The sequence below is a fragment of the Paenibacillus sp. GQ49 genome, from assembly GCF_059759055.1.
On sequence record NZ_JCAXEL010000009.1, the window covers coordinates 18,824 to 43,707 of the forward strand.

General features: G+C 44.7%; 23 protein-coding genes, 1 pseudogene and 1 riboswitch. Of the genes and pseudogenes, 8 read left to right on the forward strand and 16 right to left on the reverse strand.

What is annotated here, in order from left to right; translation table 11 throughout:
• Positions 1-157: 157 nt before the first annotated feature.
• A pseudogene (locus AC6CIF_RS16840) lies at positions 158-491 on the reverse strand (manganese catalase family protein); the annotation flags it as partial.
• Positions 492-647: 156 nt separating this feature from the next.
• On the opposite strand from AC6CIF_RS16840, the gene AC6CIF_RS16845 reads away from it, so the two are divergent.
• Together AC6CIF_RS16845 and AC6CIF_RS16850 are read left to right on the forward strand one after the other, a co-directional pair.
• Entirely contained in the window at positions 648-1,391 is a 744-nt protein-coding gene (locus AC6CIF_RS16845; protein ID WP_498200596.1) for a YqcI/YcgG family protein, read from the forward strand.
• 155 nt (positions 1,392-1,546) lie between these two features.
• On the forward strand, positions 1,547-2,191 hold the full coding sequence (locus AC6CIF_RS16850) for a LysE family translocator (protein WP_221821602.1): 645 nt from the start codon (positions 1,547-1,549) through the stop codon (positions 2,189-2,191).
• A gap of 470 nt (positions 2,192-2,661) precedes the next feature.
• Here the strand turns inward: AC6CIF_RS16850 and AC6CIF_RS16855 are convergent, their stop codons facing one another.
• From AC6CIF_RS16855 to AC6CIF_RS16865, 3 genes are all read right to left on the reverse strand, one after another.
• Positions 2,662-3,555, reverse strand: coding sequence for an aldo/keto reductase (locus AC6CIF_RS16855; protein WP_498200597.1), 894 nt, complete (start codon positions 3,553-3,555; stop codon positions 2,662-2,664).
• A gap of 125 nt (positions 3,556-3,680) precedes the next feature.
• Positions 3,681-4,454 carry an SDR family NAD(P)-dependent oxidoreductase gene (locus AC6CIF_RS16860; RefSeq protein WP_498200598.1) on the reverse strand — a complete coding sequence of 258 codons (774 nt, stop codon included), beginning with the start codon at positions 4,452-4,454 and terminating at the stop codon, positions 3,681-3,683.
• A 116-nt stretch (positions 4,455-4,570) separates the two neighbouring features.
• A complete protein-coding gene (locus AC6CIF_RS16865) occupies positions 4,571-5,059 on the reverse strand; it encodes a GNAT family N-acetyltransferase (protein WP_498200599.1) in 489 nt (162 codons plus the stop codon).
• A gap of 178 nt (positions 5,060-5,237) precedes the next feature.
• Here AC6CIF_RS16865 and xerS point away from each other — a divergent pair, with 178 nt between their 5' ends.
• Positions 5,238-6,344: a tyrosine recombinase XerS gene (gene xerS, locus AC6CIF_RS16870; RefSeq protein ID WP_076210138.1), complete on the forward strand. Its 1,107-nt coding sequence runs from the start codon at positions 5,238-5,240 to the stop codon at positions 6,342-6,344.
• Positions 6,345-6,563: 219 nt separating this feature from the next.
• On the opposite strand, the gene mobB is transcribed toward xerS, so the two are convergent.
• Both mobB and AC6CIF_RS16880 read right to left on the reverse strand, forming a co-directional pair.
• Positions 6,564-7,124, reverse strand: coding sequence for a molybdopterin-guanine dinucleotide biosynthesis protein B (gene mobB / locus AC6CIF_RS16875; RefSeq protein WP_498200600.1), 561 nt, complete (start codon positions 7,122-7,124; stop codon positions 6,564-6,566).
• Between the two features lie 6 nt (positions 7,125-7,130).
• On the reverse strand, positions 7,131-8,420 hold the full coding sequence (locus AC6CIF_RS16880) for a molybdopterin molybdotransferase MoeA (RefSeq protein WP_498200832.1): 1,290 nt from the start codon (positions 8,418-8,420) through the stop codon (positions 7,131-7,133).
• A gap of 204 nt (positions 8,421-8,624) precedes the next feature.
• Between AC6CIF_RS16880 and hlpB the strand changes: the two genes are divergently transcribed.
• Entirely contained in the window at positions 8,625-8,915 is a 291-nt protein-coding gene (hlpB, locus tag AC6CIF_RS16885; protein ID WP_498200602.1) for an HNH nuclease-like protein HlpB, read from the forward strand.
• A gap of 112 nt (positions 8,916-9,027) precedes the next feature.
• On the opposite strand, the gene AC6CIF_RS16890 is transcribed toward hlpB, so the two are convergent.
• The 5 genes from AC6CIF_RS16890 to lpdD all read right to left on the reverse strand — a co-directional run bounded on the left by AC6CIF_RS16890 (position 9,028) and on the right by lpdD (position 11,929).
• Positions 9,028-9,765, reverse strand: a complete 738-nt coding sequence (locus tag AC6CIF_RS16890; protein WP_498200604.1) for a DUF4247 domain-containing protein — start codon at positions 9,763-9,765, stop codon at positions 9,028-9,030.
• A 12-nt stretch (positions 9,766-9,777) separates the two neighbouring features.
• Positions 9,778-10,284, reverse strand: coding sequence for a DUF4178 domain-containing protein (locus AC6CIF_RS16895; protein ID WP_076210134.1), 507 nt, complete (start codon positions 10,282-10,284; stop codon positions 9,778-9,780).
• 23 nt (positions 10,285-10,307) lie between these two features.
• Complete coding sequence (locus AC6CIF_RS16900) at positions 10,308-10,709, reverse strand: DUF350 domain-containing protein (RefSeq protein WP_036613690.1); 402 nt, start codon at positions 10,707-10,709, stop codon at positions 10,308-10,310.
• A gap of 95 nt (positions 10,710-10,804) precedes the next feature.
• Positions 10,805-11,476 carry a PspA/IM30 family protein gene (locus AC6CIF_RS16905; RefSeq protein ID WP_076210133.1) on the reverse strand — a complete coding sequence of 224 codons (672 nt, stop codon included), beginning with the start codon at positions 11,474-11,476 and terminating at the stop codon, positions 10,805-10,807.
• Between the two features lie 111 nt (positions 11,477-11,587).
• Positions 11,588-11,929, reverse strand: a complete 342-nt coding sequence (gene lpdD, locus AC6CIF_RS16910) for a prenylated flavin chaperone LpdD (RefSeq protein WP_498200605.1) — start codon at positions 11,927-11,929, stop codon at positions 11,588-11,590.
• A gap of 153 nt (positions 11,930-12,082) precedes the next feature.
• Here lpdD and AC6CIF_RS16915 point away from each other — a divergent pair, with 153 nt between their 5' ends.
• Positions 12,083-12,874, forward strand: a complete 792-nt coding sequence (locus tag AC6CIF_RS16915; RefSeq protein WP_498200606.1) for a polysaccharide deacetylase family protein — start codon at positions 12,083-12,085, stop codon at positions 12,872-12,874.
• A 107-nt stretch (positions 12,875-12,981) separates the two neighbouring features.
• Here AC6CIF_RS16915 and AC6CIF_RS16920 read toward each other — a convergent pair whose 3' ends face one another.
• The 3 genes from AC6CIF_RS16920 to AC6CIF_RS16930 all read right to left on the reverse strand — a co-directional run bounded on the left by AC6CIF_RS16920 (position 12,982) and on the right by AC6CIF_RS16930 (position 16,242).
• The gene (locus AC6CIF_RS16920; RefSeq protein WP_498200608.1) at positions 12,982-13,653 is read right to left on the reverse strand and encodes a 3D domain-containing protein; all 672 of its coding nucleotides are present in this window, start codon (positions 13,651-13,653) and stop codon (positions 12,982-12,984) included.
• 2 nt (positions 13,654-13,655) lie between these two features.
• A riboswitch (cyclic di-AMP (ydaO/yuaA leader) is annotated at positions 13,656-13,852 on the reverse strand.
• Between the two features lie 217 nt (positions 13,853-14,069).
• A complete protein-coding gene (locus tag AC6CIF_RS16925; RefSeq protein WP_498200610.1) occupies positions 14,070-14,792 on the reverse strand; it encodes an amino acid ABC transporter ATP-binding protein in 723 nt (240 codons plus the stop codon).
• Entirely contained in the window at positions 14,779-16,242 is a 1,464-nt protein-coding gene (locus tag AC6CIF_RS16930) for an ABC transporter substrate-binding protein/permease (RefSeq protein WP_498200612.1), read from the reverse strand. Before AC6CIF_RS16930 ends, AC6CIF_RS16925 begins: the two co-directional genes overlap by 14 nt.
• 182 nt (positions 16,243-16,424) lie before the next feature.
• Here AC6CIF_RS16930 and AC6CIF_RS16935 point away from each other — a divergent pair, with 182 nt between their 5' ends.
• Together AC6CIF_RS16935 and AC6CIF_RS16940 are read left to right on the forward strand one after the other, a co-directional pair.
• Positions 16,425-17,600 carry a M20 family metallopeptidase gene (locus AC6CIF_RS16935; protein WP_076210129.1) on the forward strand — a complete coding sequence of 392 codons (1,176 nt, stop codon included), beginning with the start codon at positions 16,425-16,427 and terminating at the stop codon, positions 17,598-17,600.
• Between the two features lie 419 nt (positions 17,601-18,019).
• Positions 18,020-19,786 (forward strand): alpha-glycosidase, encoded by a 1,767-nt coding sequence (locus tag AC6CIF_RS16940; protein ID WP_076210128.1) that lies wholly within the window; start codon positions 18,020-18,022, stop codon positions 19,784-19,786.
• Between the two features lie 146 nt (positions 19,787-19,932).
• On the opposite strand, the gene glgA is transcribed toward AC6CIF_RS16940, so the two are convergent.
• Positions 19,933-21,375 carry a glycogen synthase GlgA gene (gene glgA / locus AC6CIF_RS16945; protein WP_498200614.1) on the reverse strand — a complete coding sequence of 481 codons (1,443 nt, stop codon included), beginning with the start codon at positions 21,373-21,375 and terminating at the stop codon, positions 19,933-19,935.
• Positions 21,372-23,378, reverse strand: a complete 2,007-nt coding sequence (gene glgB, locus AC6CIF_RS16950; RefSeq protein WP_127547716.1) for a 1,4-alpha-glucan branching protein GlgB — start codon at positions 23,376-23,378, stop codon at positions 21,372-21,374. The genes glgA and glgB overlap by 4 nt, the downstream gene beginning before the upstream one ends.
• A gap of 193 nt (positions 23,379-23,571) precedes the next feature.
• On the opposite strand from glgB, the gene AC6CIF_RS16955 reads away from it, so the two are divergent.
• Positions 23,572-24,798 (forward strand): glucose-1-phosphate adenylyltransferase, encoded by a 1,227-nt coding sequence (locus tag AC6CIF_RS16955; RefSeq protein WP_301291394.1) that lies wholly within the window; start codon positions 23,572-23,574, stop codon positions 24,796-24,798.
• Positions 24,799-24,884: the final 86 nt, after the last annotated feature.

Consider the following 24,884-nt stretch of genomic DNA (forward strand, 5'->3'; position numbering starts at 1 on the left):
GGTTCCTTTTTTGTTCTTCTCCGCTTTTCAATCCATTTCCTATGGCATAAACGGTGGTATATCCGCTGAACTTCCTTTTCTTAGAACCTCAGGTGGGGGATCAAAAATATACGGCGGCGCTGGGGGAAGTTTAGGTGCAGGTGCCAAAGGCTGAGTTGGTCATTTCATATAACCTGGCAACCTGAAGTCTGCCTTGAGATTCTGCTGCTAGATTATGTCTGAAATCAGCTAATAAATTACCACTTGCTATTGTGTACTTTGCATTCCAAGGATATCCATTGCTATCGGTTGGAGCTGCTCCAAGTCCGCTTACAATCGCGTGTTGTGGATTACTCCCACCGAGTATCACATTAATAACTGGGTCTTTGGCGGCTTCTTCGAGTGTGGCTAACGGTAATTTCGCCCAATTGTCCTCCCAGTACTTCTTGTAGTTTTCTTGCAAACACGGGATCGGGTCGATCCGGCTTGGCATGATACTGCAATTCCTTGATTAAAAAAACAACATATCACCTCATCCGTTTTAGATAAGTGATATGTATGTGTATTACCTCGATCACTTGCATGTCTCCGTAACAAAAATAAGTTGGACTGTCACCATTTTTCCATTGGGTTATATCCTATAGGTAAAAGGAGGACTATTCATGTCGTTGCTGTTTTCATCTTCTGAGATTGAGAATGAGGAGATCCCTCTCGAAACCTGGAAAAGAGATGCTTACCGTTTATTCTCTTCAAAAATGAGTGACCGGGAGGCTCGATTTCCCTGTATTCCGGCTACACAGGCTTTTGCCCTGGGTCACCTCCGATACGGCTTTGTTTCTAATTTCGGAGACGAGTCTGCAGAACGTAATGTATCAGACATACTCAAGGAATATGGAGAATGCTCTCGTTCATTCGGAGAATATTCTTCGTTGATTTTATTTTTTGATAAGGAAAAACAAGTCCGGGATGTATTGGCCTACGAAAAAGCCTTTTGGGATTTATTAAGCCAGATTAGACACTTGGATAACAAGCCTTGGCCAAAAGATATTCCAGAAGACCCGGAGCATCCCATGTGGGAGTTTTGTTACAATGACGAACGGTATTTTGTCTATTGCGGGACGCCAGCCCATGTATCACGACAAAGTCGCCACTTTCCTTATTTCATGTTAGCTCTAACACCGCGCTGGGTACTCGATATATGGAACGCACAACCTCACAAAGCTGCAGCGATTGCTCCAAGAATCCGCGCACGCTTGGCTGCCTACGATACCATACCGGCACATCCTGAATTAAAGCAATACGGATCACAAGGCAACCTGGAGTATAAACAATATTTTTTGCGAGATGACGATACCGCTCCTTCCAAATGCCCGTTTCTTCGATCCCTTCAGCAAGGCAACGTAAAGGAATAGCTTAAATCGATTCTAAAAATACTCTCCTCCGAATAAACTCTATACCACCCATTTATAGGAGGAGAGCCCTGTGCTCCATACTCGCTACAACTACATAAGCAACTGGACAAGCCCTATCGAAACAAGAATTCATTACAGACGGAAAGGAAATGACAATGGAAATCTATATTAAGTTCGTCCTGATTGGTCTCGCTATTGCCATGCCAGTGGGAGCAATTACTGTAGAGATGACCAAGCAGGGATTGAGAAATGGGTTTATCCATGGCTGGGCCGTCGGTCTTGGAGGCATGACAATTGATGCTGGTTTGATCCTGGCCATGTACTTCGGGTTTGCTTCCGTCTTATCTCTTCCTTATGTACAAATTCCACTATGGCTTGCGGGAGCTGGATTTCTGGCCTTTCTGGGATACGATTCAATCCGGAACTCAGATCTGGATATGGCAACATCAGATAATACAAAAGGAAAAATCAAAAAATCGTTTTGGAGGACATACCGCAATGGCTTATTGGTAGCGGTTTCCCCTGGTAATCTTATTTTTTGGATATCTGTTTTTGGTGTTGTATTGTCCGATTCATACCAATCTACCGGTAAGCTGAGTTTTATCATTGCAGGATTTGGCGTACTATGTGGAATTCTCATTCATGACCTGGGTCTGCTCTCCATTGTATCTGTGACACGAAAAGTAATGAGCAAAAAAATGATACAAGCTGTCTCTGCCATGGCTGGAGTCCTTTTGCTGGGTTTCTCGTTCTACTTTTTATATAAATTTATATTGGCTCTGTGGCTTCTATTTCAGTAGATTATTTCGAGAAATTAAGGTTGTTCCTTCTGAAAAAGGGGCAACCTTTTCTTTTGATTCCTTTTCCATACGCTGCTGTAGGTACTTTCCTAGAATATCTAATTTTTTAATCAGAAATCATTTGACTTTCACAGTGAAGGATGGCAGTTCATTTAGTCGCGGGGCGTGCTGAATCGTATCTAAAAGGTAGGTAGTAACAGCGGTGTGCGTTCTTTTCTATTGTGAATTTTTCATATGTTGAAATATTATATTAGTGGCGAATTAGCTTTTAGTGCCAACACAGTTATCGTTTATCGTTGTCTCAAAATTAAAGTAGTATGCTTAAGATGATTTGGACATTTTTATGAAATAGTTAGATTATTTAGTTGTTGTGAATTTTTCACATGTTGAAAATATAAGGTTGATGACAAAAAGAAAGCTGCCTATAGGCAGCTTCGCAAAATTAAAATCCATTTGGCAAATGCAAAGAATCAGGTCCGGCCAGTCCAGTCTGCTCCGGCGATTTCTTTCCATCGTGCTCTAATCTCATCATACAGTTCCTGCGGAAGTGGCCCTTTAGCCACAAGATCAGCATTTTGCTGCCAGCGATTGGGCTTGGCTGTTCCTACAATAGCTGTGTCTACACCTTCGGTACTTAGCGTAAAACGCAGTGCAGTTTCTACCGCTGCCTGGGCATCTTCACCCAGAAAACCATAGTTAAGTTCGCTTAAGCGCTTCCAGTATATAAAGGGATAAGCCTCTTCCGAAAGTGTTTCATACGTCCAGGCCGCATTGGCAATAGGCCTTTTGGCGATTACACCCATGTTTCTTTTTCTAGCCTCAGGCAACGTAAGTTCAATCGCTTCCTGATCTGCGATATTTAATGAAGTCTCAAGGCTGTCAAATGCTCCGGTCTGAATCGCATATAGCGCATCTGTAGTATCACCACTATATCCGATAAATCTGGTTTTCCCTGCTTCCTTGGCACGTTGCAGTACTTCGATTACTGCTCCTTGTCGGAGTACTTCTTCAGAGCAGCTATGCAAATGGATAACATCCACATATTCCGTTTTCAACCGTTTCAGGCTACGGTCAATCGTTTGCTCCAGTACTTTGGCATCCCAATCCGGACCTTCGATCCCGGCAGCATGTCCACATTTGGTAAACAAATAGTAGTCATCACGCCGATGTGACAGCACCTCACCGATTAATTCCTCGCTGTCCCCGTAACATTCAGCCGTGTCAATTACGTTTAATCCTGCATCGAGGGCACTATTCAGCAATGTCGCTACATCCGTTTTGGATACATCTTTGCCTATTTCCGCTCCGCCAAATCCAAGTGTACTTACGTTCATGCCAGTATTACCATACTTGCGCGTTTCCATGGTTATCTTCCTCCAAGTTCAGTGAATTGGGTACAGATAAATAGAAATGATTAACTATCCCTATGTTATTACCCATGAGTTGGTTATGCCACCCACTTTTCTAGACTGCAACCAACTTCATTTATTTAGAAGCCATAAATGGACATTCCACCGTCAACCAATAACGTCTGACCCGTTATGTATCCCGCTGCATCTGATGCCAGGAATACAACTGGTCCTACCACTTCTTCCAGTTCTCCCACTCGCTGTAGCGGTGTGCGGCTTACAATTTCCTGCAAATACTGGGGATCATCCAGCAGCTTTTCAGTCAAAGGTGTTCGGAAATACCATGGCCCTACTGAATTGACACGGATTCCATACTTGCCCCATTCCAGTGCGAGCACTTTGGTCATATGAATTAACGCAGCTTTGGTCGCGCCGTATACAACCCCTGTCCGCAAAGCCGTATGCCCACCTACCGAAGAGATATTGATGATCTTCCCAGTCCCACGTTCTTTCATATGCTGACCCACCAATTGTGAAGCGAAGAAAGCCGATTTTAAGTTTGTCTGCATGATGGTCTCCCACTGCTCGTCCGTTACTTCAAGTGCTGGCGTCCGTATGTTCATACCTGCGTTATTCACCAGAATGTCCAGTCTGCCCATCTCCGAGATCGCCTCTTGAAATGTCTCTTCCATTTGTTCTTTTGATGTCACATCTGCAGTCAGAGCGAGCGCTTTACGTCCTGTCTGTTCATAGATGTAGGCAGCTGTCTCCTCAATTTCTTTCATCGTTCGGGATACAAGTACAACGTCACTGCCTGATTGGGCAAGTCCAATCGCAATTGCTTTTCCGATCCCTCTCCCTGCACCTGTCACCAGTGCTGTCTGTCCATCGAGATGGAATGTGGGTGCGTTCATGTTACTCACTCCTTCATCAGATTTATAAGTTGAACTAAAGATTATTTACACTGACACTACGATGACAGAATAACCTTCCCATCAATGCTTATATGTAAGTGAAGCCCCGATAGGAATCAGGTTACAAAATACTGGCTTGGATTGCCCAGCTCCGGATGGAACTTCTCCCGAAAGCGTCCTCCCGTATATTCCCCTATAATTTTTCGCCAGAACGCCTGGGCAATGACATTGTTCCGAACCTGGGTTACTTTCCATCTGCCAGGAAAACGTTTAAACAATTCATATGCTGCCCGAGTGCCCACTCCACTGCGCCGATATTTTTGCATCACAAAAAACTCAGTCAAATAGTAGTCATTATCCTTGCTTCCAGGCTCCAGTTTCTCCACCAGAGCAAACCCTGCAGGTGCCCCATCACTTGTAATCAAAAAAGGAAACTTGCGGTCCTCCTCTGTCCAGAATGCCTCCAGACCGGGATATTCCGGAAAAATGCCGTTACTGTCTACATCAATATTCAGATATTTGGTAAAATCATATAGATAAAATTGCATTAAATGCCGTATCACCTGACTGTGTTCCCGGGGAACCAGTTCTATTTTCATATTCATCCGGTTCACCTCCTCTGCTCTACGTATACTGATTACTTTAAAGGTTTACGTGCCGAAGGGCAAGGAAGCATACCCTGCTTACTGCCTGTTTTGGTGAACAAGCTGTGAGCATGTAAATTATGGTACACTAGACCATAGAATACTATTACATTGAATATTCGTTTTATATGTTTTTCACATGGAGGTGTCGAACTTGACCAACGTGCAAAAAGAGATTGATCGACGCAAGCTGGATGACAAACTACCTTCCATGCCTTGGTTCGTTCAGCAATTCATGGACTACAAGCTGCCTGACCTGTCCCCCTCTACCCTGCTCGAATATCTGAGAGATTACGAAGCTTTCTTCGGATGGTTGCGAGCAGAAGGGCTGTCCGAGGCAAGCTCTAATAAAGAAGTTACGTTGACTGAACTGGAAGTCCTTCGCATGGATTCGGTTACCGCCTATCGGTTATTTCTCACAACCAAAAGGGAAGGAACCAATTCCAGAATTACCGTCTCTCGCAAACTCTCTTCCCTTCGCTCCCTTTTTCATTATCTGAGCCAGATTGCGGAAGATGAAGACTTTTATCCTTTGCTGAAGCGGAATATTATGGCCAAAATCGAGATCAAGCGTACCCATAAACCCAAGGACACCGCTGCCAAACTCAAAGGTAAAATCCTGGAGGAAGAGGAACTGCTGGAATTTATCGGCTATATCCTTGAAGGTTACGCTGTTGATATGGAGAAGAACAAGCAGGCACTCTATTCCCATGAGCTCAACAAAGAACGGGACGCCTGCATTGCCAGCCTGATTCTCAATTCAGGTTTACGGGTGTCGGAAGTTGTGAACCTGAACGTTGATGACCTCGATCTGAACAACAAACTCCTGTATGTTTATCGCAAAGGTAACAATGATGAGACGTACAAAACACCCGTTTATTTCAGGGAACAGGCCAAGGACGAACTCGCGACCTATATGAATCTGCGGCAATCACGTTACCGTACGCCCAAGCGGGAGAAAGGTCTGTTCATTGCTTTGCGTAACGGAGATTCAGAAGGAAGTCGAATGACCAAAAGAGCGATCCAGGCCATGATTATGAAATACGCCAAGCGCTTTGGCAAACCATACCTGACTGTGCACAAATTACGCCATTCATTCGCAACGGACTATTATTTGCAAAATGATATTTACAAAACAAAAGAGCAGCTCGGACACGCTTCTACGGAAACGACCGAGATCTATGCTCACCTTACCGACAAAACGATGTCCGAAGCCATCGAACGCCGTACTGACGACGGGATGTAACATCCCGAACATAATAAAAGCAGCAAGCCGTATCAAGGATTTCGATCCGAGAAAGGTCTGCTGCTTGTTTTGTTTTTTGCATCATTCAAAGATAAGAGCATAAGCAGAAATGATTTTAGTTTACATAATAAAAATTACGTTATAAACTAAAGCGATCAATCACGCTCACTGTACATTCAATCATGTATGGAGACCATTATGTCCCGTGCCTTAACATTTCTACGATTCGACTTCACCATTCTGCCTACACTCGCTCTCAACCATCGCTAACAACGCTTTGGCTATATCCTCCGTTTCATGAACCGAGTACCATGTTATATCCCTGCTTACGATGTTTGGCTCCATACACTGCTCTGAAGATAACCATGAGATCATTCCCACTACCCCTTCAAGCTGATCAACCAATATCAAATCTTTCTCTTCTCGAACCATCACGAATTTGGGATAAGAAGCATCCTTGAATCCTTCAATGACAATCCACTCATAACCGGACAGATGACTTAACATATCCTCCAGCTTGGTTGACTGTCGCTCCATAATCGCAGTACGTTTCTCGGACATGACAACCACCGCTGAGGCCCCCGCCTCCCCAAATTGATACGAATCCGTTCCTTCTTGATCCATCTCGAAATGGTCATGTCCATCATGCTTAATCGCTGCTACTTTAAGTCCCAAGGAAGAAAAGTGCCCGATCAGCGCGGCTGTCAGGGTTGTCTTGCCCGTGTTTTTGTATCCAACAATCTGTATGATATGTGGCTTTGTATAACTCATTGTAGTCATCTACCACTACCTCACATGGCCTGAGGGCAGTTTGATAATACGTACCTGCTCACCCGCAGGAATACCTTTTTTCTCAGGTGGAACAACAATCAGGCAATCACTGTCCTTAATGGTAATCATCACACTGGATTCATCTACACGGGCGGCAGCCGGTATCGCGTACACCATGCCATTCCGGATCTCTGTGCGTCCACGTACGAACCGTGTAAAATTATTAACTTTGGTGTATTCTTCTTCCAAGATCGCAGTCCATTCTTCCAAATAAGGATGAGCATCTGCCTGCATGGAACGAATGGTTGGACGAACAAACAGACCAAAACCTACAAAACAAGCCCCCGGGTTACCCGAAAGTGCAAAAAGCAATTTATCTTTATATACAGCAGCTGTGGTCACACTGCCTGGTCGCATCGTCACTTTGTTAAACAACATCTCCACATGTTCTTCCAGCACAAGTTCGCCCATAATATCATAATCCCCGACGGATACACCGCCTGTGGTCACCACGATATCATTATCTTGAATGGCTTCTTCCAGTTTGGCCCTTGCCGTATTCACATCGTCTGCAATAGAACCGTACATCACAGGCTCTCCACCTGCTTCAACAACCAGAGAGCGCAGCATGTAACTGTTACTGTTCCGAATCCGACCTGGTTGTAATGGCTCATCTACATCAAGCAATTCCGTGCCGGTTGCGAATATCGCCACCTTGGGACGTTGAAATACGGGAACTTCTGCTATGCCAAAAGTAGCTAACACGGACTGCTCTCCTGCCTTGATGATCGTTCCTGCTTCGAGCAGTTGCTGTCCCTCTTGGACTTCCAGTCCAATTGGGGTGATGTTAGCACCCGATAATATGTGCCGTTTCAATGCAATCCATTGTTCTCCGCCCTCTACCTTGCTCTCGGTCATCTCCATCATGACTACCGCATCCGCACCTTCCGGTACCTGTGCACCCGTCATGATGCGAGCAGTTGTACCTGAAACAATGGTGTGATCCGAGGTGTAGCCGCAAGGAATTTCATCAATTACTCGAAACCAAACTTGATGATCACTCGATGCATCTATGGTATCTGTACTTATAATCGCGAATCCATCCATACCCGATCTCCGGAAGAATGGATACGGATGAGGAGCCTGAATTGTCTCTGCAAGTGTGCGGCCATGAGCAGATTCAAGGTGAACTTTCTCTATGGAGCCTACAGTAACTCTTGCAGCTATTTTGGCTTGGGCATCCGGTACCTGTACAGCTGTACGATTGAATTTGGCAGTTGTCATATCATGTGAATGTGAGTTCATTTTCAAAAGTATTCTTACCTCCTAGAGACATATCATCTTTTTAAAAAGTGTAGCCCGAATGCTGTAAGATAACAAGTACATCACTTATTGAATCCTGTGACAAACAAAATCTTATTTCTTGCAGGTGTAACATCCTTGACCAATATTCAACATGAAAGGCATCTTGTCTGCTCATAATATAAGTGACAAAGGGAGGCGATAATCATGAGTAATCGATGTGAATTATGCGGAAGAGAACCTGTGAATACAACCGTTCATCATCTGACACCCAAAGAAATGGGCGGAACATTACTGCCAACAGCCAACCTGTGCATCCCCTGTCACAAACAGATTCATTCGCTATACACCAATCGCGACATTGTAACCCTTGGTCTCACGGACCTGCAGTCCTTGAGACAGGATGAACGAATGATTCCATTTATCCGCTGGATTCGTAAACAGCCTGCTTCAACGATTCCCCGTGTACGCAAATCCAATCATGTTCGCCAATCGTAAACCAAAAAGAACAGCTCCAAGGTCATGTGCCGGCGAGGTGAATCCGCCTTCCCTTTTCACTGTTCTTAAATGAACTATGCGATTGGCAGCCATCCTTATGATTAGATGTTTATTATCTTCGCCTCTTAATTCGGCCGCCGCCCACTCTGGTTTTTGGTTTTTTGTAGGATCTCTTAGGTGAATCAAACAACCCACCACTGCTCTTATTGCGGTCAATGGTTCCCTTGCTCTGATCCTTGTTGCGGTTGAATAATCCTCCGCCAGATCCCACGCTTGAATCTTTATCGCTTCCGCGCCTTGTAATCGTACCTTTCCGATCAACAGTAATAGGTGGAGCAAGCTTCTTGTCATTACTTGTTGGTGCACGATAAGATCCTGCACTCGGTTTATACGTATCTTTATTGGTATATCCTCGATAGTTGCCATAACCTCGCCCGCCAAAAGAATCGAACAGATTACCAATTAATGTAGCGGTGAGGTAACCTTGTAAAAAAGATGAATCGTAGTTCTGCCGAACATATTCCTTGGAGTCCACCTCAACCAAGGTATCCTCCGGCTTGTTCGGGTCTTGTTGCAGGTGATAATACTCGTCCTGATACACGAGGAACATACGCTCCGTGTTCTCTGCCGAGATCTGATCCGGTTGCCTTTGGTCAGACAATTCCTGGGCCACTTCCGGAACGGTACGGTCAGAAGCCCGGTACACATAGGACGTTGAGTTACCACTGCCGTTAACCGATTCAAGCGGGTATGTGTCCTGAACAGAAGGTGCTCCGCACGCGGACAACAGAGACATCACAAGGCTGAGGACCAGCATTAATTTTAATCCATGTGCCAAGCGTTTTTTCATTGGGAACCTCCCCTAGCTCGAACGAATCACTTTGATATCCGCAGGAAGAATGGACTCACCCTCATACAGTGTAAATCTTCTGTCTTGCCACTCCACCCGAAGAAGCATATTATCATCCGACTGATACTGCCATACCAATTGTTCTCCAGCCTGGCCATATGGAGTTCTACCTGCCGTTGATACCATGCCTCCATACTCTTCCTCCAGATGAAATGCGCGTCCATCCAGGTCCAGCAACGTGGGCACCTCATCAGGTGCATCAAGCCTGCCATCAATTGGTGTATATAGAGCGTAACGTGTGAGTTCCCGTTCTTCGATATGCAAATATCGAAATGCGGTACCATCCTGCAGCGTGAGCACAACTGCATTTCGAGCGCGATTTTGTACCCGACCAACGACTTCATAAGTGACCAGAGAAACCTCACAGATATCACCAGGTGCAAGCTGAAGCATCGTTTTCTCTGCCTGCGGTGGTTCAGGTTTTGTTAGTATTCCTTTAATTCGTTTCCATACACTCATGAGAATTACTCCTGTTCCTTATCTTATAAACAAGCTGCAATAATCAGTGCGCCCACGATATGTAAAGCGCCAGAGAACAACCCGTATCCTGTCTTCCCTTGCTGAATTCCCGTATCCAGATCCAGATTGGCCCATTTGCGAATCATAAAGTGTACAACACTCTCCAGAATCAACAAAATGATAAAGGATACAACGGAGACCAACAATGCTTCTCCAAGATGACCAGCCGTAGAAATGGACGTAGCGAGTACATATCCTTGTGCAAATAATTTCATAACCATACGTGTAGTAACAGCCATATTGCCAGCCTTGACTTCAGCAAAATCCTTATATTTCGTGAACAGTGAATCTACATACATCAAGACAAACAGCAAAACCGAACCAGATCCGGTCCAGACCAGCATCGCCAAAATATTCAAATCCATTTACACAGCCCCCACATATCAACATGAACCGCATTTAAAAGCGAAGGAGAAATACTCTTCTCCTCCGCTGGTTAACCCTGCTGACAACCAAGGTATTAGTTCTTATTATCGTATTGTTTCATCAATGCTGCGAGTTCGTCTTCAACAGCCTGATCTTTACCCAACTTCTCGAACTCTTCATCCAAAGACTTGCCTTTGGAAGACATTTCGTTACTTGCTTCTGCCTGTGCTTCCATCTGCATCATTTTCTCTTCCATACGCTTCATACCAGCACTTGCAGTATCAGAGCCAAACCCATTCAACGCTTTGTTGATTTCCGTTTGGGCTTTTGCTGCATTGTAACGTGCTACCAGTGTTTCGCGTTTGTTCTTCATTTGAGTCAGTTGCTTACGCATCTCGTCGAGCTTGCCACGCAGGTTATCTGCAGAAGCCTTGTTTTGGTCATAGCTGGTTTTGTACTCAGCCATCTTCTCTTCAGCAGCCTTTTTCTCTTCCAGAGCACGTCGAGCCAAATCCAGATTCTGAGCACGTGCCGCCGTATGCGCCTGCTCTTCACGTTTCTTCACAAGAGCTTCCTGCTCTTCGAATAACTGCTTGAATTTCTTCTCAATGGCGATCTGTTGAGCTACTGCTTTCTCCGCATCTTCCAGATCCTCTTGCATGTCACGGATATATTGGTCCGTCATCTTGATTGGATCTTCCGCCTTGTCAATAATAGCGTTGATGTTAGACATGGTTAGATCACGCAAACGTTTGAAAATGGACATTATGTTATTCCTCCTAGTCGATATTACATCGTATATAAACATACATACGTAACAATCTGCAACTCGTTTCAATTTTAGCAAATAAAATCAAAACATTCGATGGCTCTTACGTCAGGAAGATCGTTTATCTTTGTTCAGATGGTCTTCCATTAACCTCTCTGCAGTCTGCACGATTTCGTCGATCTGCATCCGCGTGATGGAATCAAAATGAATCCCCATGATCACCGTAACGGTTACTTTCAGCTGCTGGGCAGCCTTCCGGGCAAGCCGCTCACACAGTTCTTGTTCTTTATGCCCGGGAATATGTACCGTCGTCCCGCATACGCGCTCATGATCCACATAGAATGTGGCTGCGGCGCCAATATGCGCCTTTCCTCCCGTAACGAGAAAAATCTTATCTTCTCCTGCTTCAATCACCTGTAAACGTATGGATTTCAAATCATATGTACTCATACCCATCCACCTATCCTTTTCTATATGTTATATATGGAGGAATTATGGCTTTCATGAGCTACATCGGCAATGAAAATTCTCACACTACGCATAACTTATGGATACCCCGGGCATACCAAAGAGAACGTCATTTTGGAAAAGGAGGCCGTTATTATGCGCGTACGCCTCATTATGCTGATGGTTATCGTTATTTTTCTCGGAGGATATCATGCTCCAGTTTCATCGCGGGATGTTTCAAGCCCGCCAAGTGAATCCGTATCAGGTTCGGATTCTGCGGAAGAAGAACAACTGACATTGGGACAGTTACGTCAAAAATATGCCGATACGTTCAAAACCAATGGTCCTTCAACAAAGAAGGTTGCGCTGACTTTTGATGATGTACCTGATCCACGATTTACTCCACAAGTGCTGGATGTATTGAAGAAATACAATGTCAGAGCTACATTCTTCATCGTGGGTAGTCGTGCTGAGAAACATCCGGATCTGGTGAAACGCATCGTTAAGGAAGGGCATATGGTTGGTAATCACAGCTACAATCATCCTGAATTCAGTAAGCTGTCGATGAATGCTTTTCGCAAACAAATTTTACATACCGGGGATATTATTCGACGTTTGGCGGGATATACGCCCAAGATGATTCGGCCACCTTATGGAGACATTAATGAAGAACAGCTGAGATGGGCTGCCAAACAACACTATAGCATTGTGAACTGGAACGTAGACTCTCTGGACTGGAAAGGCCTTTCAAAGGAACAGGTGAAAGATAACATCCTGTCTGCCGTAAGACCCGGCTCCATCGTTCTGCAACATGCTGGAGGCGGTGTAGGATCAAACCTGAACGGCACGATTGAGGCTTTGCCTGAAATCATTGAGGAATTGCAAAAGCGCGGATATGAACTCGTCACCTTGGACGAAATGCTGGGGTTGCCAAAGGCCATAGATTAAGCTGACCGTGATAGCAAAATAAATGAGAATATTAAAAGGGTGCTGTCCAATCGCAAATTAGCGACTAGCAGACACCCTGTTTGAATTCGTTAGATGTAATTTATTTTCTACTTCAGAATATACAGCTCGATATCCTGGAAACCAAATTTGCTTACGGACTGTTTGCTACCCGGGATAAAGATATCAATCCGGTGACCCTTGATTGCACCGCCCACATCACGCGCGGTGGCTACAAAAGCCTGTTTTGGCAATCCTGGATGGCTGTGGCCAGTTACCAGTACTTTGGTTCCGAGTGGAATTACACTTGGATCAACTGCAATCGTACCCAGTTCAAGGTCATTTCCGAAATAATCGACTGCACCCCAGCCTCCATTTTCAGACGGATCTGCAGAGTATGCCGTTGCTTTCACGTTCACAGCTTTGCTGTAATCGAATGTTTTACCCCAGGCCTGAACCACTTTGTTATCTGCGTTAACGTCCAAACTTGCTGTGGTAACCGTTTTGGCTTGGGTCTTGCTCTCCGTCGCCGCGGCAGCTACATTGTTTGCCTTACCGGGAATCGTAATTTTCAAACCACCATAAATGTTGTAAGGTGAAATGTCGTTGTTTGCTTTAACCAACGTGTTCATTGCTACTCCATATTGTTTTGATAAGGTGTAGAAGGTATCCCCTTCTTTGGCCACATGAACTGAATCAGCGTGAGCCGGAACGGCTTGAATGAGCATTGCTGTTGTCATTAATGCTACTGCTGTTTTGGCTATACGTTTCTTGTTAATCATGGTCTTCCTCCCTCATTGTGCCTGCGAAGTTAGTTGTCGGATTCGGATGAGGAGCCCACCCTATAGGTTCTTCATTACATTTGAAACGTTATGTACCCCTAATTCACCCCAAGCAGTGTGCTGTAGATCTTCCCCCTGCACAATCTGCATCGTTACATCCCCCGCACTCCCTGTCCGGAAGTTTCGGCAGAGTTCAATATATCACAATTTTGTAACCTGAACTTGTAGTAATTCTTACCAAATAGTTTTTAGCATGTCATCAACTGAAGAATACTGGATAATTCAGAAAATTTGGGCGAACCGATTTCTTTATATTTGGTAACAGAAAAGTTACATTTCGCAACCATAAGTGATTAATGCGCATAAAAAAATAGCGTTACCGACTCGAAGTCAGTAACGCTATTTGATCACTTTGTTTAGAGTACTTTGGCAAGAAAATCACGTGTACGTGAATTTTTCGGTGCTCCAAATACCTCATCAAGTGTTCCCTCTTCTACAATAACCCCGCCATCCATGAACAGGATCCGGTCTCCCACTTCACGTGCAAAACCCATCTCATGTGTCACGATGACCATGGTCATCCCGCCTTCTGCAAGACGTTTCATGACATCCAGCACTTCGCCGACCATCTCAGGGTCCAGTGCCGACGTAGGCTCGTCAAACAGCATCACATGCGGCTGCATGGCCAATGCTCTAGCAATGGCGATCCGCTGCTTCTGTCCACCAGACAGCTGATTCGGGAATGTATCTTTTTTATCGTACAAGCCCACGGTGTTAAGCAGATCAGCAGCAATTTTCTCCGCTTCCTGCGTGGATTGTTTCTTCACTTTAATCGGAGCAATCGTGATGTTTTGCTGTACCGTTTTGTGTGGGAACAGGTTAAAATGCTGGAACACCATGCCCATTTTTTCACGAGTTGCATTAATGTTGTGCTTGGGGTCCGTAATTGACACACCTTCAAAATCAATCTCTCCTGAGGTAGGCTGTTCCAACAGGTTCAGACAACGCAAGAAAGTACTTTTACCTGAACCGGAAGGGCCGATGACCACGACAACCTCACCTTTGCCAATCGTCACGTTAATGCCCTTAAGCACATCGTTATTTCCATAAGATTTGTGTAATTGTCTAACGTCTATCACTTGCACTCAACTTCCTTTCCAGTCGTCCCAGCAGCTTGGACAAAATGAACGTTAATACAAAGTAAATGGCTGCCGCAATGACAAACGGACTCATTCCTTGGTACGTAATGTTTTTGACCACACTTGCCTGATACATAATGTCCACCATACCGATAACAGAGATAATGGAGGATTCCTTGATGATCGTTATGAATTCATTACCAATTGCCGGCAATACGGCCTTGAAAGCCTGTGGCAATATGATGTAGCGCATGGCTGCACCTCTGCCCATTCCGAGAGAGCGAGCTGCTTCCAACTGGCCACGATCCACCCCTTGAATACCTGCACGGAAAATCTCCGCAAGATAGGCACCACTATTGATGGAAAGTGTGATAATACCCGCTTGCAGGGGACTAAAATTAATACCAAATGTCAAGGCCAATCCGTAATAGATTATCATCAATTGCACTAACATTGGAGTACCACGAATGACTTCGACATACGCTGTTCCAATCCAACGCAGAATGGCTACATCATGCAGACGGAACAAACAGATGATCAGTCCGATAATAACCCCAAATATTACACCAAGTGCAGATAACAGGAGCGTGTATCCTACACCTGTTGCATAGAAGCTCTTGTATTGCCAGAACACTTCAATTATATTTTGTGATTTGTTCACTTTATCAGCCATCAGGAGACTGGCGTCTGTGACCATTTGTTCGATCTTATTTTCACTTTTCAATCGTTCGAGCGTTCCATTTACCGCACTTAGCAACTCTGTATTACCTTTACGGATTCCAATTGCTGCTTCTACCTGTTCTTCATCAGGAACAGCAGGAGCAAGTGCAATCACATCGTCCAGATATCCCGCAGCAACGGTATCTTCAACGATTGCTGCATTTATACGATTCGTTTGCAACTGCAACACAATATCAGATATTTTATCAAGCGCAGTAAGCTTCGCTCCAGGGATATTCTGTCCAATTGTCTCTTGAATGGAACCCTTCTGCACCCCTATTTTTTCATTTTCCAGTTCTGCCATCGTCGGATATTTGTCTTTATCCGCACTGCGAACCATGATTACTTGTTTAGACTTGTAATAGGTGTCGGAAAAATCAATACTTTGCTTCCGCTCATCGGTTGGTGTCATGCCCGAGATGACCAGATCCACACGGCCACTCTGCAATGCAGGCAGGAGTCCGTCGAAGCCCATATCTTCAATGACAAGCTCAGCGCCAAGGTCTTTGGCAATTTCTTTGGCAATGGCAATATCAAACCCTACGATTTGATCTTTGCCATCGATCACTTTATGGAATTCATAGGGTGCAAAATCGGCACTTGTACCGAGCACCAGCTTTTTACTGCTTGAATTGTCTGAAGTCCCACTTGCAAATGCCACAGGAACGGCAGTCGTCAGCAGAACAACAAAGGTCAACAGCATCATAGTGTAACGACTTATCAATTTCAACCTTGTTCTCTCCCCTTACAATACTTTGTATGCTTCTCATGTTGATGACTGAGTCATTATAAAGTACAATGCATGATTATGCAATGCATTTTGACATTACAAATCTTGACTTGTTTCTGAAAAAATAAAGCAAACATGATATAATCAATAAATTATTTTCATTTTGCATAAGGAGTTTACTAATGACATCTAACAAATCACAGATCCTGACGGTTATTGATCAATATGCTTCCCGTTTTAAAGCCATTTCATCATATATCGGTGCCAACCCCGAACTGGGGAATGAAGAGTATCTTGCTTCTGCTCGTTTGAAAGAAGAACTGGTCTTCCACGGTTTCACTGTAGAGGCTCCAATCCTTGGTCTGGAGACAGCCTTTATCGGAACCTATTCAGCCGCCAAACCCGGCCCTACCATTGCTTTATTGTGCGAATATGACGCCTTGCCGGAGATCGGTCATGCTTGTGGTCACCATCTGATCTGCATGATGAGTCTTGGAGCTGCTGTTGGGCTGAAATCCATTCTGGATGAAGTAGGCGGAACAATTAAAGTGTTTGGTACACCCGCTGAAGAGACACGTGGTGCCAAAGTTCCGATGGCGGAAGCAGGCCTGTTCGATGACTGTGATGTCGCTCTCATGGCGCATCCGTATTATGCCTACGAAAAGTCAGGCAGCTCGCTGGCTATTGATGCTGTGCAATTTGAATTCCATGGCCGATCTTCACATGCTGCTGCAAGTCCGCACGAAGGTATTAATGCTCTTGATGCCGTCATTCAAACGTTCAACGGAATCAACGCATTCCGACAACAAGTAAAAAGCACCGTGCGCATTCATGGTGTGATCAACAACGGAGGTCAGGCAGCAAATATCATTCCTGACTATGCTTCTGCGCAGTTTTATGTACGGGCAGCAACTCGCAAAGAACTGAATATCCTCACAGAACGTGTGATTCAGATCGCTGAAGGCTCTGCTCTCCAGACAGGATGCAAGCTGGTGACATCCAACTATGAAACCTCCTATGACGAGATGGTTACCAATGAAGCATTCTCAGCTGCGTTTAGTCAAAATCTGATGGAACTTGGTATCCCGCAAGAAGAGATCGTGAGTGGTAATGATCACGGATCTATGGACATCGGTAATGTTTCCCTGAAATGTCCTGCGATCCATCCTTACATCCGTGTTGTGGATGAGGTTCATACACTGCACTCCATAGCCTTCCGTGACCTTGCACTACAGGAGCGCGCGCTGGACGGCATGATTCTGGGAGCCAAGGCACTTGCTACAACAGCCTATGACGTACTGAGCCAGCCAGAGCTGCTTCAAACCATCCGCACGGAGTTCGAGCAAGCTATTCGCTAAAATTCACTTTCAACATGTTATATAGGGGTGCCCTGAACAATCTTGGATTTCAAGCTGTTCAGGGCACCCTTTTTCTAAATTATCTGTAAGTATATTCAGCCCGAAGCTGGAAATGCTGTGAAAGAAACCTTTGAAAACGATGAAAATAATACATTTTATTACAGTAAATGTGATTCATTTGCTGGCTAACTTGGTTAATTATAACTATAAGTGCGTGTTCTAAAGACCGGTTTTCAGTACCGAGAAGATGGAATGAAGCTAGAAATGGAGTAGCGGAGCGTAGGCAAAACTACGTGAGCAACGGACATTTCGGCTGAATTCCATATTCGATGCCAATGATGCCGATAGGCATCACTTGTAATCAAAAGCGGGCTATTGAACAACCTTTATAACTTATCCTATATTCAGGAGGTGCTGTCATGCTGCTCGAAGCCATGTATCATGTTCCTCGTGACAAGTGGGCTTATGCCTATAATTCGTCTACCATACATCTGCGCGTACGAACCAAACGTAATGATGTGCAATATGTGACCGCACTGACCGGAGATAAGTACGATTGGAATGGAACGTACAAGGAAATTCAATTGGAGAAGGCTGCTTCGGATAATATGTTTGATTATTGGGAGGCTGCCGTCAAGCCACAATTCAAACGTCTCACTTATATATTTCGGATAACTGCCGGTTCAGAAGATGTTTTTCTAGCGGATAATGGCATTCATTATGAGACCCCCTATCCAACTGGAGGATATTATGAGTTCTCGTATATACATGAAATTGATGTGTTTAAGGTGCCCGAGTGGGCCAAAGAAGCCGTCTTTTATCAGATCATGACGGAACGGTTTGCTAATGGAGATCCCAAGCTGAATCCTAAAGAAACGCATGACTGGGGTGGCAAACCTGAGTTGGACAATTATTTTGGTGGAGATCTGCAAGGTGTACTGGATCATCTGTATGACCTAACTGAACTTGGCGTGAACGCCATTTACTTTACCCCGTTATTCCAGGCCAATTCCTACCACAAATACGACACGATTGATTATAAAAAAGTCGACCCCCATTTCGGTGATAATGCCCTGCTTAAACAATTGACAGAAGAATGTCATCGCCTGGGTATACGTGTCATGCTTGACGCGGTGTTTAACCATTGCAGCGAAGACTTCCCTCCTTTTCAAGACGTTCTCCAGAATGGAAAAAACTCTAAGTATGCCGACTGGTTCCACATCAATGAATATCCGGTTCAGATCAAGGATGGTATACCAACCTACGATACATTTGGGTTCTATGGCAACATGCCCAAGTTCAATACAGCCAACCCTGAGGTTAAGGCATATCTACTCGATGTAGCTGAGTACTGGATCAAGGAAATCAAGCTGGATGGGTGGCGTCTGGATGTAGCAAATGAGGTGGATAACCATTTCTGGCGTGATTTTCGCAAGGTTGTTAAGGCAGCGAATCCGGAAGCCTATATTGTTGGTGAAGTATGGAGCGACTCCTTGACCTGGCTCATGGGGGATCAATTCGATTCCGTCATGAATTATCCATTTGCCGACAAAGTGCTCCAGTTCTTCTGCGGTTCAATGGATGGGTATAACTTTGCCAACGAGATGGGTTCACTGATTATGCGCTATCCGCAACAAACCAACGAAGTGATCTTTAATATGCTGTGCAGCCACGATACCCCACGATTGCTTACCCGGTTAGGAGAAGACAAACGCCGTTTAAAATTGTCGGTTGTATTTCTTTTCACCTATATCGGCACACCTTGTATTTTCTACGGCGATGAGGTGGGAATTAGTGGTGATGCTGACCCGGATTGTCGAAAATGTATGGAATGGGACCCGGCCAAGCAAGACAGAGAATTGTATGATTTCTATCGCCTGATGATCGATTTACGCAAAAGTAATGAAGCCCTGCGCAAAGGACGCTTCCGATTCCTCAAGGCTGACCACAATGATCCCTGTATCGTGTACGAGCGTGCGGATGACAACCTTCACTTTACCGTATGGATGAACAATACACCTCAAGATCGAACGCTTTCTCATCCTATGGAAACCAAAGACTGGAAAGATGCATTAACTGAAGAGCCTGTGTTTCCAGCCGATGGAATGATGAATATTAAGCTTGACCCCTATGGGTACCGCATTTTGTATAGACAGCTTGATCCTACAACCATCCAACACGGCTGAGGTTTAAATTCTGAACAGTCATATAAAAGAAAAGAAAAACACTTCCATCGTCTCAGATGATACTTTATTCTGAACTTTGGAAGTGTTTTGTTTATTGGATTGAAAAAAGCCACAGCATGATATGCTGCGACTTTTTCAGGATTACATCAGTTTACAGGATCAAGTGTGATCCGACGATAAATGTCCATATATTCTTCAGCAGAGACGTTCCAGCTGTATTCTCCACCCATTGCATTCTTCACAATTTTCTTCCAGTGTTCTGGCTGTTTGTAGATCTCCTCAGCACGCCGAATGGTATTCATCATGTCATGTGCATTAAAGCTTGTGAATGAGAAACCATTCCCTTCTCCAGTAAACTCGTTATATGCCTGCACAGTATCGTTCAGACCGCCTGTTTCCCTTACGAGAGGCACACTACCGTACCGCAGAGCCAGCAGCTGACTAATACCACACGGCTCGAATCTGGATGGCATCAGGAAGATATCACTGCCTGCATAGAACCGACGGGATAACCCGTCGTTGAACTTAATCTGTGCAGACATTTTAAGTGGATAACGATTCGCGGCTTCACGGAACCAGTGTTCATACGCCTGCTCTCCTGTCCCCAGTACCGCGAATTGAATGTCATCATAATACAACAATTCATCCAGGATACGACAGACCAGATCAAGTCCTTTGGAATCCACAAGCCTTGTGACCATGACCATAAGGGGTACATCAGGTCGAACAGGCAATCCAAGTTCCTTTTGCAGCTCAATTTTGTTTTCCGTTTTCTTGGACAGACTTGTTCTGTATTTCACCGGGATCTTGCTGTCTGTAGCCGGGTTGTAACTCTTGGTATCAATGCCATTTACAATCCCGCTGAATCGATCTCCAAGTGAACTGAGCAGTCCGTCCAGACCGTATCCGTAATAAGATGTTTTCACTTCCTGTGCGTAAGTTGGACTAACGGTTGTTACATGGTCAGCGTAGACAATTCCAGCCTTCAGGAAGTTGACATTACCGTAATACTCGGCTCCATCCACGGTGAAATATCGATCGTCAAGCTCCAGGATTTCACTGAATAACTCATGCGGGAATACCCCTTGGTACAACAAGTTATGTATGGTGAATACCGTACGAATATCACTGTAGAATGCATCGTGTCTGTAATGGGCTTCAAGCACCAAAGGAATCATTCCTGCATGCCAGTCATGACTGTGCAGTACGTCAGGCTTGAACTCAATCTGTGGCAACACTTCGAGAACTGCACGGTTGAAGAAGGCGAAGCGCTCGCCATCATCCATATATCCGTACACCCCATCACGCCCAAAATAATACTCATTATCCACAAAATACACTGGAATCCCATCATGAACCAGCATTTCTATTCCACAATAAGGTCTCCGCCAGCCAAGAGGCACATCCGTTGTAATTACGGGCTGTAACGCGTCTTTATACTCATCGGGAATCCCCTTGTACTTAGGCATAATCACCCGCACATCTGCCCCGCTCTTCTTCAATGCAAACGGGAGAGCACCGATTACGTCAGCAAGGCCTCCTGTTTTGATAAATGGATGTACTTCAGCAGCAGCAAATAGAATATTCATGCCTTTGTCCTCCTCTTCGGTTTGAGCGTGTTGCTTTCATTTTTATTCTTCGTTTTTGAACTGACGGAAGTTATACTCGCAGGTGATTCATCCGTTTTCCGACGTGTGTTCTTTTTTAGAATCACGATGCTAAGCGGAGGCAATACCAATTCGAGACTATGCGGATGCCCATGAAAAGGAATCTTTTCGGTAGGCAGTTGCATATCATTAGTAATGCCTGAACCGCCGTAAACGGAATGGTCACTGTTCAGTACTTCGGTATACATACCGGGACGCATGACACCAATCCGGTAACGCTCCCGCTTGACCGGCTGAAAGTTAATGAGCACAAGGAGTGTATCCGCAGGTTTTTTTCCTTTGCGTACGTATGAAATGACGCTCTGGTCCTGATCATCCGGAGTGATCCATTCGTAACCGTCCAAGGAATGATCAAGCTCCCACAAAGCTTTTTCACTCAAGTACAGGTTAGACAGCTCACGCTCAAACTTATGCAAATTGCGGTGACTGTCATAATCCAGTAAGAACCAGTCCAGTTGATCCTCATCTTTCCATTCGATGAACTGGCCAAAGTCTCCACCCATAAACAGCAGCTTTTTCCCTGGGAAAGTCATAAAATAGCCCAGAAAAGCACGCATGCCGGCAAATTTCTGCTCATAGGTTCCTGGCATCTTGTCGAGGAGCGACTTTTTGCCATGAACAACTTCGTCATGTGACAGAGGTAGCACATAATTTTCAGCAAAGGAGTATACGACCGGGAAAGTCAGCAAATGATGTTTGGAAGGACGCTCATGAAAATCAGATTCCATGTAATCAAGCGTATCGTTCATCCAGCCCATGTTCCATTTGTAATTGAAGCCCAGACCACCTTCATCTACAGGTAAAGTCACCATTGGCCATGCACTGGATTCTTCAGCCATCATCAATGCATAAGGGAAATACTTGAACACCGTCTCATTCAGCTGCTGCAAAAAAGCTACAGCTTCCTTGTTCTCAAGACCACCTTCATCATTGGTACGATATTGGCCTGGCTGCTTCTCAAAATCAAGCCGAAGCATACTCGTAACCGCATCAACACGGAGTCCGTCAAAATGATACATCTCCATCCAATATAATGCATTGGAGATCAGAAATGAACGAATCTCAGGTTTCGAGTAGTCAAAGCTAAGAGTACCCCAGCCTGGCTTCTCTGCTAACATCGGGTCTGCATACTCATACAAAGGCGTACCATCAAACATACGCAACCCATGAGCGTCTTTGGCAAAATGTGCAGGTACCCAATCCAGCAATACGCCAATCCCTGCCTGATGTAGTGTATCCACTAGATACATCAGATCTTTTGGATGCCCATAACGACTGGTTGGCGCATAAAACCCTGTGTTTTGGTAGCCCCACGAAAGGTCATATGGATGCTCACTGAGGGGCATCATTTCAACATGTGTATATTTCATTTCTAATAAGTAAGGAACAAGCAAATCAGCCATCTCGCGATAACTATAGAGGCTTCCGTCTTCTTTGCGCTTCCAGGTTCCCATGTGCATTTCGTAAATATGTAGAGGTTTGTTATACATGGCACGTTGTTTGCGTCTCCAGGCCCCATCATTCCATTTGTACCCTTCGATTGAACTGGTGACAGAGGCTGTCTGAGGTCGAACCTCTGCTTGAAACGCATATGGGTCCGCTTTGAGCAATTCTGTTCCATCTTCCGTTAATATACGGAACTTGTATAAAGTTCCTTCGCTAATTTCCGGAAAAAAACGACTCCAAAATCCTGATTCGGGTATCTTATATAAAGGTTCCTTTTCGCCTTTCCATTCATTGCGGTCCATAGCCAGTCCTACTTCTACGGCGTTTGGTGCCCACACGGTAAAGCGATACCCCTGAAGGCCATCGCAAGTCTCAGGTTGCGCGCCCAACATTCGATAACTGTGATGAAGGTTACCTTCATGAAATAAATAAATATGCTCCGGCAATATGTCCGGGTGTGCTAACGGTTGAATGGCCAAGAGATCACCTTCTTCTCAAGAAAATAGATATAACAGTAACCATTACCCCAGTCTAGCCAAGTTGAAAAGAAAAATGCGGTGAATTAGAAAATGTTGTTCATTTTCAGAATTTTTACAGTAACAATCGTTTCATCTGCTCTACTTTGCGTTAATGATGTACTACAATGCACAATATTTTGGGAGGGAAACGATTATGTTTAATAAAGATTGCATCGCTATGCTGTTGGCGGGAGGAGAAGGGAAACGATTAGCCCCTTTAACCTCAAGTCTCGCAAAACCCGCTGTACCGTTTGGCGGGCACTACCGGATCATCGATTTTCCTCTCAGTAACTGCGTTAATTCAGGAATTGACACTGTAGGTGTACTGACGCAGTACCAAGCGGAATCTTTACACGATCACATCGGTGGAGGAGAACCATGGGGACATGGCAACTCAAGTGAGGCAGGAATATCCTTGCTTCCATCTTATCATACAGGAAATGACGAATACTTGGGAACGGCGGATGCTATTTATAAAAATATCGACTATATTGATCAACAAAACCCCGAAAATGTTCTAATTTTGTCGGGTGACCATATTTATCATATGAATTATCGCGATATGTTGGAGGCTCATCAAGCCAATAATGCCGCAGCAACGATTTCAGTTATGGAAGTTCCATGGGATGAAGCACATCGCTTTGGGATTATGGCTGCCGATGCTGATTTGCGTGTAACCGAGTTTGCCGAGAAACCGGCTGAACCAAAAAGTAATCTGGCTTCAATGGGCATTTACATGTTCAAATGGGATTATCTGAAACGCCATCTCTTGGAAGATGCCGCTAACCCTGAATCCAGCCATGACTTCGGTAAAGATGTGATTCCTCAAATGTTGAACGAAAATAATCCCCTCTTTGTCTATAACTTTAATGGTTATTGGAAAGACGTAGGTACGGTTAAGAGCCTTTGGGATGCACATATGGATCTGTTACACAACGAGGAAGACTGGAGTCTGCAAAAAGAAAACTGGCCGATGTTTACTCGCGACTGGCGCTCCAAACCAAGTGCTTACAAAGCAAGACATACAAAGATTGAACATGTTACTTCCATGATTCACGACTCTTGTGCAATCGAAGGTCGTTCGGAACGTTCCGTTATCTTCTGCGGCGCAGAAGTAGGTAAAGGCTCTGAGGTTAAAGACAGTGTTGTTATGCCTAACGCACGCATAGGCCGTGGGGTTCACATCGAACGTGCCATCATCGGTGAAGGTGCAATAATCAAGGACGGTGCAATCGTTAAAGGTACGGCAGATGAAATTGTGGTCGTTGGACCTAACGAGATCGTCTCTGCCAAACCGGCTGTCCGTACGCAACCTGTTCGTATGTTGAAAGAAGTATATGAAAAAAGTGGGCGCCTACGCGCTGGTGAACTCTCTTCATAATTAAGCAAATATAATATGAAAAAGGCGAGCCTCCGATGGCTCGCCTTTTTTTGGTGTTGATATGGAAGTTATAAAGCGTACATGCT